Annotated in this window: 10 protein-coding genes; 2 read left to right on the forward strand and 8 right to left on the reverse strand. The window is 60.7% G+C overall.

Going from position 1 to position 11,708, the window contains the following annotated elements; all coding sequences use genetic code 11:
- On the forward strand, positions 1–390 hold a 390-nt coding region (locus BM031_RS11145; protein WP_143084567.1), incomplete at its 5' end, for an IS1595 family transposase.
- Between the two features lie 64 nt (positions 391–454).
- Here BM031_RS11145 and BM031_RS11150 read toward each other — a convergent pair.
- From BM031_RS11150 to BM031_RS11185, 8 genes are all read right to left on the reverse strand, one after another.
- Positions 455–1,678, reverse strand: coding sequence for a tetratricopeptide repeat protein (locus BM031_RS11150; RefSeq protein WP_091874649.1), 1,224 nt, complete (start codon positions 1,676–1,678; stop codon positions 455–457).
- Between the two features lie 69 nt (positions 1,679–1,747).
- On the reverse strand, positions 1,748–2,179 hold the full coding sequence (locus tag BM031_RS11155) for an ExbD/TolR family protein (protein ID WP_177207720.1): 432 nt from the start codon (positions 2,177–2,179) through the stop codon (positions 1,748–1,750).
- A gap of 76 nt (positions 2,180–2,255) precedes the next feature.
- Complete coding sequence (locus BM031_RS11160; RefSeq protein ID WP_091874650.1) at positions 2,256–2,684, reverse strand: ExbD/TolR family protein; 429 nt, start codon at positions 2,682–2,684, stop codon at positions 2,256–2,258.
- Positions 2,685–2,686: 2 nt separating this feature from the next.
- On the reverse strand, positions 2,687–3,622 hold the full coding sequence (locus BM031_RS11165; RefSeq protein ID WP_218147587.1) for a MotA/TolQ/ExbB proton channel family protein: 936 nt from the start codon (positions 3,620–3,622) through the stop codon (positions 2,687–2,689).
- 86 nt (positions 3,623–3,708) lie between these two features.
- A complete protein-coding gene (locus BM031_RS11170) occupies positions 3,709–4,368 on the reverse strand; it encodes an energy transducer TonB (protein ID WP_091874770.1) in 660 nt (219 codons plus the stop codon).
- An 829-nt stretch (positions 4,369–5,197) separates the two neighbouring features.
- A complete protein-coding gene (locus BM031_RS11175) occupies positions 5,198–6,721 on the reverse strand; it encodes a SpoVR family protein (RefSeq protein WP_091874652.1) in 1,524 nt (507 codons plus the stop codon).
- A gap of 28 nt (positions 6,722–6,749) precedes the next feature.
- Positions 6,750–8,018, reverse strand: coding sequence for a YeaH/YhbH family protein (locus BM031_RS11180; protein ID WP_091874653.1), 1,269 nt, complete (start codon positions 8,016–8,018; stop codon positions 6,750–6,752).
- 158 nt (positions 8,019–8,176) lie between these two features.
- Positions 8,177–10,099, reverse strand: coding sequence for a PrkA family serine protein kinase (locus BM031_RS11185; protein WP_091874654.1), 1,923 nt, complete (start codon positions 10,097–10,099; stop codon positions 8,177–8,179).
- 590 nt (positions 10,100–10,689) lie between these two features.
- Here BM031_RS11185 and BM031_RS11195 point away from each other — a divergent pair.
- Positions 10,690–11,706: an adenosine deaminase gene (locus tag BM031_RS11195; RefSeq protein ID WP_091874656.1), complete on the forward strand. Its 1,017-nt coding sequence runs from the start codon at positions 10,690–10,692 to the stop codon at positions 11,704–11,706.
- The last annotated feature ends 2 nt before the right edge of the window (positions 11,707–11,708 follow it).

Below are 11,708 nucleotides of genomic sequence, written 5' to 3' on the forward strand. Positions count from 1 at the left end.
CAGACCTGCGATGCCGTTACCGGACGCGGGGCCGTGAGCGCGCTCGAGCTCGAACGGCACCTGTTACCGATGCTCGATCCCCAAGTGCTGCTGGTAACCGACGCCAACGCGGCCTACCGGGCGTTCAGCCGGCGCCACGGCATCGCCCACCAGTACGTCAACCTGCGCGCCGGCGAGCGGGTGCGTCGCAGCAGCGAAGGCGCCATCCATGTCCAAAACGTGAATGCCTACCACCGCCGCCTGCGCGACTGGCTGGCGCGCTTCCACGGCGTCGCGTCCCGCTACCTGACGAACTACCTGGGCTGGCGCAGGGCGCTCGATGGCGGGCGCGTCAAGTCTGCCGAGGGATTGCTGCGCCTGGCAATCAAACCCATCCATAGCAAAGAGTGACAGCGCCAAAAAAAACGCCGCCTGCGAACAGGCGGCGTTTCATGACGCGTAACGCGATGGTCGATCAGGCAACCGGACGGTTGATGGCCATGATCCAGTAGCGGGCCAGGTCGGCAGTGCCTTCCTTGCCGCCAACCGACTTGAGCGTGCTGATGGCTTGCTGCTTCTTACCGGCTGCAGCGTAGGCTTCGCCAAGGCGCAGCTTGGCTTCGTCGCCGTAGCGCAGGCCGCCGGCCTTGATGGCGGCTTCCATCATCTTCAGGCCCTTGTCGGCCTGGCCAGCCTGCACCAGTGCGTAACCGAGGGCGACCAGTGCGTCGTTGTCCTTGGCGGCCGTGTATTCGGCTTCCAGGGCGGCGACGCTCTTGTTCTGCTCAGCCAAGTTCTTCTCTGCAAGTTCTTTCAGGCGCTGGTGGCGCGGCGCATCGGTACCGGTGCCCAGGGCGCCGGCCTTGTAGCCCTTGTCGATGACCTTCAGCGCTTCGGCCGGGGCTTTCGCCTGCAGCACCAGCTGGGCCATTTCCATGAACTCGCTCGGTTTTTTCAGCAGGTTGTTGGCCAGCTTCAGGCGGTAGACGTCGACCGACAGGCGGCTGGAGAAGCCAGGCTTGCCCTGCACGCGGTTCAGGAGGTCGGTCCAATACTGGGTCTTCGGATAGCTGGAGGCCAGCTTTTCGATGGTGTTGACGTAGCCTGCCTTGTCGTTTTTCTTGAGCTGGATGTTTGCCAGCATGCCGAGCTCGTCTTCGCTCAGGCGGCCGCTCTTTTCGGCATTGCGCAATTCCTGCTCAAGCGCGGCGACATTGCCTTGCTTGTAATAGTTCTGCATCAGGTAGGCGCGCAGCTTCGGATCGTTGCCGTTCTTGAGCAGTTTCAGGATGGTGGCGTTTGCCTTGCTCAGGTCGCCGGCACGCATGTAGATGCCGACCAGGCCTTCCGAGAACTGCGAGCGCTCATTGGCGTTGAGCTTGCCCGAGTCCAGCAGCTTTTCGAACGAACTGGCCGCGGTGTTCCAGTCGCCAGCCGACGAGGCCGCCGATGCGCGCACGCGCTCGATCAGGAAGCGCTCGTTGTCGTCCTTGGCCGCTTTGTCCGCGTCGCGCAGTGCTGCCAGGGCGCCCTTGTGATTACCTTGCTTCATCAGCGTTTGCGCTTGCTGGATCGGCTTGCCGATTTCGGCACGCAGGACCGCGGCATGCACGGGCGCCAGGCCGACGACCGGCAGGGCAGCGGTGAAACCGAGGGCGGCCAGTGCGAGGCCAAGGTGTGCGAGACGGAATTTAATCATCTGAAAACATCCTTCTTTCAAAATGGACACGGCAGGGAAACCCTGCCGTGTTGGTCATACATGCATCGATTACTGGAACTGCTCGTTACCGACCATGCCGATCTTGGTGACGCCGAGGCGCTGGGCGGTAGCCATGACGCCGGCAACCACCTTGTACTCGACCAGCTTGTTCGGACGCAGATGCACTTCCGGCTGGTCAGGCATCGCAGCGACGCTGTTCATCTTGGCTTCCAGGCCTGCACGATCCGGGATGACTTCGCCATCCCAGAGGATGGTTCCGTCGAAGTCCACGTCGATCGTGACGACCACTGGCTTCACCGTCGATGGCGGCGGGGTACCCACCGGCATGTTCAGGTTGACCGAGTGGTTTTGTTTCGGAATCGTGATAATCATCATAATGATCAGAACGAGCAGGACGTCGATCAGCGGCGTCATGTTCATTTCCATCATCGGTTCCGGATCGGCTCCTTTTGCGGAGCCCGAACCCACGTTCATGCTCATGGTGTTTCCTTTTCAAATGTTGGGTAACGGACGCGGCGCCGGGCCCCTGGGGGAAACCGGCACCGCGGACAGGGTCTTAGCCCCTGTCAGGCGGTTCGATAACGAAACCGACCTTCTGAATCCCAGCACGTTGAGCCGTGTAAATCACCCGGCCGATCGCTTCGTAGCGGCTTTCCTGGTCGCCACGAACTTTCACTGCCGGCTGCGGCTGCTTCACCGACTGCTCCGCGAGGAACTTGAACAGCTCGTCCGTGTTCGCGATGCGCGTCTGGTTGTAGTACATCTCGCCATCTTTGTTGATGGTGATGTTGACGTCTTCCGGCTTGGTCTTGGTAACCTCGTTCGACTCCGCAGGCAGTGCAACTTTCTGCAGATTCAGAACGACCGGGCTAGTGATCAGGAAGATGATCAGAAGAACCAACATGATGTCGACTAGCGGCGTCGTGTTGATTTCTGACATCACTGCATCTTCATCTCCGGAATCGGAGCCGACACTCATCGACATGATTAGCCAGCCTTCTTGGCGCCGGCAGCGGCGTTCGAGGTCGACATGGCGCCCGAGATCAGGACCGAGTGCACGTCAGCCGAGAACGAACGGACGTCTTCCATGACCGACTTGTTGCGACGCACCAGCCAGTTGTAACCCAGGACCGCAGGAACTGCCACGAACAGACCGAATGCGGTCATGATCAGTGCTTCACCCACTGGGCCTGCCACTTTGTCGATCGACGCGTTACCCGACATACCGATGGCGGTCAGCGCGTTGTAGATGCCCCAGACGGTACCGAACAGGCCGATGAACGGCGAGGTCGAACCGACGGTTGCCAGGAACGACAGGCCGTCTTGCAGGCGCGACTGGACGCGGTCCACTGCGCGCTGGATCTGCATGGTGACCCAGGTCGACAGGTCGATCTGCTCGAGCAGGGCGCCGTCGTGGTGCTGGGTTGCCTTGGTGCCGGTTTCAGCGATGAAGCGGAATGGCGAGCCTTCTTTCAGCGATGCCGAACCGGCAGCGATCGAAGGAGCTTTCCAGAACTTGGCCGAAGCTTCCTTCGACTGGCGCATGATTTTTTGCTGGTCGATCAGCTTGGTGATGATGATGTACCACGAACCGATGGACATCAGGGCCAGGATGATGATGGTGCCTTTGTTGACGAAGTCGCCTTCTTCCCACATGGCGCCGATGCCGTATGGGTTGTGGACTTCTTCCGTAGCGCCAGCAGCGGCCGGAGCGGCAGCGTCGCCAGCCGGTGCAGCAGCTGCGTCGGCAGCCGGTGCAGCAGCTGCGTCGGCAGCAGGAGCTGCAGCCGCGTCAGCCGCCGGAGCGGTGGCGCCTGCGGCAGGAGCGTCAGCGAAGGCTGGTGCGGAGACCAGGGCCGATGCCGCCGTTACCGAGAACAGGACAGCCGCCAGCATAGCGGACAAACGGGTATTCTTAAACATGCTTCCTCCAAAAATATAAAATAGACAGTTCGCTGAACTTAGTAACAACGAAAATCATAGAGTTGAGACGGTGTTCTGTCTCGGTTTTATTCCAGCGTCCAGACGTACTGCACCGCTGTCCACGCCTGTTGCGGCTGGCCATCAACCATGGCCGGCTTGAATCGGCATTTGCTCAGAGCCGACTGGGCGGCTCGGTCCAAATCGCGGAAGCCACTGGTCTTCGACAATTTGGAATCCATCACGCGACCATCGACACCAATCAGGAACTGGAGGGTCGTGGTACCCGTTTCTTCGTTACGCTGCGACGAACGCGGATATTCCGGGCGTGCGCAAGTGTTGAAGTCTGCGACTGCCTCGGTGCGGCTCGGGCCACGTGGCGCTGCCGGCGGAGCTGGCGGTGCCGGTGGGGCCGGAGGCGCCAGCGACGTGGTCGGCGGCGGCGTGTTGGTTGCCGTCGTGATCGCGTTCGCTGGTGGCGGAGGCGTTTGCACCTGCACTTCGACCGGTGGAATGAATGGCGGTGGCGGAGCCTTCATTTCCGGCGGTGGCGGCGGTGGCGGCGTATCTGGCGGTGGAGGCGGCTTCACCTCTTCGATCAGTTTGGTTTCCACAGCCTCGGTTACCTTGTTCACGATCCGGGTGCCCAGGCCATTGACGACCGCCCAAGCTACCAGAACGTGCAACAGGATGACAATGGCGAGACCTGTGAAGTTCTTTCCCGGGTTCTTCTCATGCGTAAAATTCATGCCATCTTTCTCCAATACCAACTCTTTTTTGTTGCCACTAAACCCACTAAACACGACAAAAACCTAGGGCCGCATCCGGGACATTCGCGGAATTATACCTACGAATCCTTTTTTGAGCATACATTTTTACACCCCTGAAAGGGGCGTATCTGCCCGTAAAAACAGGCAAACAAGCGCATCTATACAAGCCTTGCGCCGGGGTGTCCGTGGTCCAGAAAGCAGGGGGGAATTGTAAATTTATGTAGCTGTCCTCCTCCATCTGTGGATCATCAGGCTCCGATGCCGTAATCACCAAATTATTCATGCTAAAACCGCTATACGGCAAATTTCGTATGACGGTTCTGCCGTCTTTATGAAAACTATAGCCAGTTTCCGTCAACCCGGGCGTACTGTTGAGCAGCCAGGATCGCGTGCCCACCGGCCCCTTTGTATAGCTGAAAGTAATGGGCGAAATGCGTCTTGATATGCTTCAGTTGTGCGTCTGACAACCGTTTCACGAGATTCCCGACGCTCATGCATAGCAAAACTACATGGATTTTAGCGTTTTGAACAGAGTGTTCGCGCACAGACACGCAAAAAAATTGCGTTGTGTTGGTGTTTTGACGGGAAACGGGTGGTAAAACATGCGGTCACGCATGGAAACGATGCCTGGGTTGCGTGGGTAAGGGAGGTCCGATCTGTTGGCCTGCTGCCGAACCAGCGCAGCGGCGCCAGCGTGGCCCGCCGCCGGATTGAATAGTGGAAAGCCGCAAGGGCAGGGTGAGCAGCCTGGCAGCATGGATTGCCATGAGGAACGCACCCCGCCCAGGGGCGGGGTGCCCGGGCCCGCTCAGCGGCCGCGTTTCTCGCGCCGGCACTCCAGGAAGCTGACCACGTGGCCGGCCGGGTCCACGGTTTCGAGCCGCACATCGAAGCCCCACAGGCGCGCGACATGCTTGAGCACTTCCTGGGCCTGCTGGTTCAGGGGCCGGCGGTTGAACTGGGTGTGGCGCAGGGTGAGGGCGCGGTCGTCGCGCGTGTTCACCTGCCAGACCTGGATGTTGGGTTCGCGGCTGCCGATGTTGTACTGCTCGGCCAGCTTGTGGCGCACGTAGCGGTAGCCCTGCTCGTCGTGGATGGCCGAGATGGTGAGCTTGTCGCTGCGGTCGTCGTCGAGCACGGCGAAGAAGTGGAAATCGCGGATCAGCTTGGGCGACAGGTATTGGGCGATGAAGCTCTCGTCCTTGAAGTTGCGCATCGCAAAGTCGAGCGTCTTGAGCCAGTCGCTGCCCGCCATGTCCGGGAACCAGGCCCGGTCTTCGGGCGTCGGTTCCTCGCAAATGCGGCGAATGTCGGTCATCATCGCGAATCCGAGCGCGTACGGGTTGATGCCGCTGTAATAGGGGCTGGTCGCCGGCGGCTGGTACACGACGTTGGTGTGGCTCTGCAGGAACTCGAGCATGAAGCCGTCGCCGACGATGCCCTCTTTATAGAGGTCTTGCAGGATGGTGTAGTGCCAGAAGGTGGCCCAGCCCTCGTTCATCACCTGGGTCTGGCGCTGCGGATAGAAATATTGGGAAATCTTGCGCGTGATGCGCACCAGCTCGCGCTGCCAGGGTTCCAGCAGCGGGGCATATTTTTCGATGAAGTAGAGCAGGTTTTCCTCGGGCTCGGGCGGGAAACGCAGCGGCGCGGCATTGGCCACCTGTTCTTCGCGCAGCGGGAGGGTGCGCCAGATTTCGTTGACTTGCGACTGGGCGTATTCCTCGCGCTCTTTCTGGCGCGCCGTTTCCTGGGCGATGGAAAGCTTGGCTGGCCGCTTGTAGCGGTCGACGCCATAGTTCTGCAGTGCGTGGCAGGAATCGAGCAAGTCTTCCACGGCATCGATACCGTAGCGCTGTTCGCATTCGGCGATGTAGTTCTTGGCAAACACCATGTAGTCGACGATGGCGTCGGCGTCGGTCCAGGTGCGGAACAGGTAGTTGCCCTTGAAAAATGAATTGTGCCCGTAAGCAGCATGCGCAATCACCAGCGCCTGCATGGTGAGGCTGTTCTCTTCCATCAGGTAGGCGATGCAGGGGTTCGAGTTGATGACGATCTCGTAGGCCAGGCCCATCTGGCCGCGCTTGTAGCTTTTTTCGGTGGTGAGGAAGTGCTTGCCGAACGACCAGTGGTTGTACGACACCGGCATGCCGACGGAGGTGTAGGCGTCCATCATCTGCTCGGCGGTGATGATTTCCAGCTGGTTCGGGTAGGTGTCCAGGCCGTAGCGTTTGGCCACCCGCTTGATTTCCTCGTGCGCCTGTTCGATCAGGTCGAAGGTCCATTCGGACTGCTCCGGCAGGGCGCGCGGGTTGCTCGGGTCTCTTGGCATGGTGACTCCGTTCATTGCTTGCGGCTCGCTACTTCGGCTGTTTCTTGAACAGCTCGCGGAAGACCGGGTAGATGTCGGCCGGGGTGACGATCTTCTGCATCGCGAAATTCTTGTGGTGGCCGGCGACCTCGCAATATTGCTCCCACAGGTTTTGCGGCGGGCCGTCGGTGATCTCGACGTAGGTGTAGTACTGGACCCGCGGCATGATGGCGTTGTTCAGGATTTGCCGGCACAGCACCGAGTCGTTGTCCCAGTTGTCGCCGTCCGAGGCCTGGGCCACGTAGGCGTTCCAGTCCGAACTGCCGTAGCGCTCGGCAAGCACCTTTTGCAGCAGGTGCAGGGCCGAGGACACCACCGTGCCGCCGGATTCGCGCGAGTGGAAGAATTCGTTCTCGTCGACCTCGGCCGCGGCCGTATGGTGGCGGATGAAGACGACCTCGATCTTCTCGTACACGCGCTTGAGGAAGAGGTAGAGCAGGATGAAGAAGCGCTTGGCGGTGTCCTTGCGGGTTTCGTCCATCGAGCCGGACACGTCCATGATGCAGAACATCACGGCCTGGGTGCTGGGCTTGGGAATCTTGACCCGGTTCGAGTAGCGCAGGTCGAAGGGGTCGATGAAGGGGATGGCATTGAGCCGGATGTGCAGGTGGTGGATGCGCTCGCGCAGCTCGACCACCATGGGCTCGTCGTCGGGGGCGCCGGCCTCTAACAAGGCCTGCAGTTCGAGTTCGGCGTCTTTCAGCTGGCGCTTGCTGGGGCCGCCCACGGCGATGCGGCGCCCCAGTGCGCCGCGCAGCGAGCGCAGCACGTGGATGTTGGAAGGCGTGCCCGACACGTTGTAGCCGGCGCGCTGGTTCTTGAATTCGACGGTTTGCGACAGCTGCGTCTTGACCATGTTCGGCAGCTCGAGGTCTTCGAAGAAGTAGTTCATGAATTCTTCGCGCGAGAGCTCGAAGATGAAGTCGTCTTCGTTGGTCTGGTCGCTGTTGCCGGCACGGCCGCGCCCGGAACCGCCGCCGCTGCGTGGGCGGTTGAACTGGTCGCCTTTCTGGTATTCGGTATTGCCGGGGTTGACGGTTTCCCAGACGCCCCCGTGGGCATGGCCGAAGTGGGGCTCGTTCACGTCCTTGACGGGGATCGTGACCTTCTCGCCGCTCTCGATGTCGGTGATCGAGCGGCCCTTGATCGCGCGGCCCACCGCATCCTTGATCTGCGCCTTGTAGCGGCGCAGGAAGCGTTCGCGGTTGACCGCTGACTTGTTCTTGCCCTGCAAGCGACGGTCGATGAGGTAAGTCAAAACAGGCCTCCTGCTCTAAGTACTGGCTAGCGGCGGACCGGCAAGCTCCCGGTGCCCCTATCTTAATACGCTGTGCGAATGCGCGTACGGTGCGCACACGGCCTGCGGGGCGGGCGGCGGGAGGCGGGGCCTGCGCCGCCGCCCGGCGCCCAGCCCGCTCAGGAGGACTTCCTCACGCGCAAATACCATTCGCACAGCAGGCGCACCTGTTTCGGCGTATAGCCTTTCTCGACCATGCGGGCCACGAAGTCGGCATGCTTGTTCGCATCCTCGGCACTGGCTTTCGCATTGAAGGAAATCACCGGCAGCAATTCCTCGGTATTCGAGAACATCTTCTTCTCGATCACGCTGCGGAATTTCTCGTAGCTGGTCCAGGCCGGGTTCTTGCCGGCATTGGTGGCCCGGGCACGCAGGCTAAAGTTGACGATCTCGTTGCGGAAATCCTTCGGGTTCGAGATGCCGGCCGGCTTCTCGATTTTTTCCAGCTCTGCGTTGAGCGATTCGCGATCAAAACTCTCGCCGGTATCCGGGTCGCGGAATTCCTGGTCCTGGATCCAGAAGTCGGCGAAGGTCACATAACGGTCAAAAATGTTCTGGCCGTATTCGGAGTAGCTTTCCAGGTAGGCGGTCTGGATTTCCTTGCCGATGAAGTCGACATAGCGCTGGGCCAGGTGCTCCTTGATATACGAGTGGTAGCGCTGTTCGGTCTCCGGCGGGAATTGCTCGCGCTCGATCTGCTGCTCGAGCACGTAGAGCAGGTGGACCGGGTTGGCTGCCACTTCGGTATTGTCGAAGTTGAAGACCTTGGACAGGATCTTGAACGCGAAGCGGGTCGACAGGCCATTCATGCCCTCGTCCACGCCGGCGTAGTCGACGTATTCGTGCAGCGACTTGGCCTTGGGGTCGGTGTCCTTGAGGTTCTCGCCGTCGTACACCAGCATCTTGGAATAGATGCTGGAATTCTCCGGGTCCTTCAGGCGCGACAGGATCGCGAACTGCGCCATCATGCGCAGGGTGCCGGGCGCGCATGGCGCCTTGTCGAGCGAGGAGTTGTACAGCAGCTTGTCGTAGATCTTCACTTCATCGGACACGCGCAGGCAGTAAGGCACCTTGACGATGTAGATGCGGTCGAGGAAGGCTTCGTTGTTGCGGTTGTTGCGGAAGGTTTTCCACTCGGACTCGTTGGAGTGGGCCAGCACGATGCCCTCGAAAGGAATCGCGCCGAAGCCCTCGGTGCCCTTGTAGTTGCCTTCCTGGGTGGCGGTGAGCAGCGGGTGCAGCACCTTGATCGGCGCCTTGAACATCTCGACGAATTCCATCAGGCCCTGGTTGGCCAGGCACAGGCCGCCGGAATAGCTGTAGGCGTCCGGATCGTCCTGCGCGTAGTCTTCGAGCTTGCGGATGTCGACCTTGCCGACCAGCGAGGAAATATCCTGGTTGTTTTCGTCGCCCGGCTCGGTCTTGGAGACCGCGACCTGCTTGAGGATGGACGGGTAGCGCTTGACGACGCGGAACTTGTTGATGTCGCCGCCGAACTCGTGCAGGCGCTTGACCGCCCACGGGCTCGGGATGGTGCGCAAGTAGCGGCGCGGGATGCCGTAGTCTTCTTCGAGGATGGTGCCGTCCTCGAGTTCGTTGAACAGGCCCAGCGGCGACTCGTTCACGGGCGAGCCCTTGATCGCGTAGAAGGGCACGTGTTCCATCAGGCTCTTGAGCTTTTCGGCGATCGACGACTTGCCGCCGCCGACAGGCCCGAGCAGGTAGAGGATCTGCTTGCGTTCTTCCAGGCCCTGAGCCGCGTGGCGGAAGTAGGAAACGACCTGCTCGATCACTTCTTCCATGCCGTAGAACTCGCGGAAGGCCGGGTAGACCTTGATCACCTTGTTGGCGAAGATGCGCGACAAACGCGGGTCGAGGCGGGTATCGATCAGGGTCGGATCGCCGATCGCGGCAAGCATGCGTTCCGGAGCGCTGGCGTACGTGAGGGGATCCTTCTTGCACAGCGCGAGGAACTCCGACATGGAGTATTCCTCTTCCTTGGTACGCTCATAGCGGGCTGCGTAGTTGTCAAAGATGCTCATTTCGTGTGTCCTTTAATGTGCTAACAACGATCACTGTCACGGCAGCCGCGTGCTGCGGGGCTGCCCAGGGCCCCGGTATGTTTTTCTTGACTTGCTCCTTATGGGTCGCCCGCACCTGGAACCGGGATCGCCGGCGCCACCGATGCTGCGCTTTTCTTGTTGTCGTCCCGGATGGTGCCGATGGCCCCGGTCCGGTCTCCCGCTTGTTTGGAGAGTGTCTTTTTTTGCGTTTGTGAAATTTATTATGTGCCTATTAGTTCCCGAAGTCAAAGCAGTGTCGTGTGAGCTGGAACTGCATTTGCAAGTGCTTGAATCGAATAAGGAAACGGCTGTTTTTGGCGCCTCGGCCGGGCTCCGGAACGGGGCTCCGGAAGGGGCCGCCAATGGCGCGCTGGAGCGTCCGATTCGTGCCGCTCGAGGCTGCGTAAAATTCAATAATGGTGAGTCGATATTGCACGATATGGTCAAGCTGTGGCGCACGCATACGGTCAATACACGTCCCCGTTTTTTCCTATGGCACGAGGGCCCGGCGGGCATGCGTTACACTTGTCGGCCACGTCCACACGAACCACGTTCACGCCGGAGAAATCATGTTGAATGAACAGCTGCGCAGCATCCTGCAGAACATGCCAAAGGCAGAATTGCACATCCACATTGAAGGTTCGCTGGAGCCCGAGCTGATTTTTGCGCTGGCACAAAGAAACGGTGTGTCGCTGCCCTACCCCTCGGTCGAGGCGTTGCGCGCGGCCTACGCTTTCAGTGACCTGCAATCCTTCCTCGACATCTATTACGCCGGCGCCAGCGTGCTGCTCACCGAGCAGGACTTCTACGACATGACCGCCGCCTACCTGGCGCGCGCACATGCCGACAATGTACGCCACGCCGAGATCTTCTTCGACCCGCAAACCCATACCGCGCGCGGCGTGCCATTTGAAACCGTGATCAACGGGATCTGGCGCGCCTGCCAGGAAGGCCCGGTCAGCGCCACCCTCATCATGTGCTTCCTGCGCCACCTGTCCGAGGAAGAAGCGCTGGCCACGCTGGACGAGTCGCTGCCCTACCGCGACAAGATCATCGGCGTGGGCCTGGATTCGTCCGAGGTTGGCCACCCGCCGGAAAAATTCGCGCGCGTGTTCGAGCGCGCCCGCCAGCTCGGCCTGCGCCTGGTGGCGCATGCGGGCGAGGAGGGCCCACCGGCCTACATCGAAAGCGCGCTCGACGTGCTCAAGGTGGAGCGCATCGACCACGGCGTACGCAGCCTGGAAAGCCCGGAACTGGTGGCGCGCCTGGTGCGCGAGCAGATGGCGCTCACGGTCTGCCCGCTGTCGAACATCAAGCTGCGCGTGTTCGACGTCATGGGGAGCCACAACCTGCGCGAGCTGCTCGACCAGGGCCTGGCCGCCACCGTCAATTCGGACGACCCGGCCTATTTCGGCGGCTACATGAACGACAACTTCATCGCCGCCTTCGAGGCCTTGCCGCTTGACGCCGGCCACGCGCGCCAGCTGGCGCGCAACAGCTTCGCCGCCTCCTTCCTCGACCCGGAGCGCAAGCGCGCCTACCTGGCCGAGGTCGACGATTTCTTTTCCCACGCCGCCACCGCCTAAGG

The sequence above is a fragment of the Massilia yuzhufengensis genome (genome assembly GCF_900112225.1).
Lineage (GTDB): Bacteria > Pseudomonadota > Gammaproteobacteria > Burkholderiales > Burkholderiaceae_D > Telluria > Telluria yuzhufengensis.

Excerpts from the sequence above, each read along its gene's own strand:
- BM031_RS11195 (WP_091874656.1), top strand. The coding sequence starts at position 10,690 with ATGTTGAATGAACAGCTGCGCAGCATCCTGCAGAACATGCCAAAGGCA.
- BM031_RS11170 (WP_091874770.1), bottom strand. The coding sequence starts at position 4,368 with ATGAATTTTACGCATGAGAAGAACCCGGGAAAGAACTTCACAGGTCTC.
- BM031_RS11175 (WP_091874652.1), bottom strand. The coding sequence starts at position 6,721 with ATGCCAAGAGACCCGAGCAACCCGCGCGCCCTGCCGGAGCAGTCCGAA.
- BM031_RS11155 (WP_177207720.1), bottom strand. The coding sequence starts at position 2,179 with ATGAGCATGAACGTGGGTTCGGGCTCCGCAAAAGGAGCCGATCCGGAA.
- BM031_RS11150 (WP_091874649.1), bottom strand. The coding sequence starts at position 1,678 with ATGATTAAATTCCGTCTCGCACACCTTGGCCTCGCACTGGCCGCCCTC.
- BM031_RS11185 (WP_091874654.1), bottom strand. The coding sequence starts at position 10,099 with ATGAGCATCTTTGACAACTACGCAGCCCGCTATGAGCGTACCAAGGAA.
- BM031_RS11165 (WP_218147587.1), bottom strand. The coding sequence starts at position 3,622 with ATGTTTAAGAATACCCGTTTGTCCGCTATGCTGGCGGCTGTCCTGTTC.
- BM031_RS11160 (WP_091874650.1), bottom strand. The coding sequence starts at position 2,684 with ATGTCGATGAGTGTCGGCTCCGATTCCGGAGATGAAGATGCAGTGATG.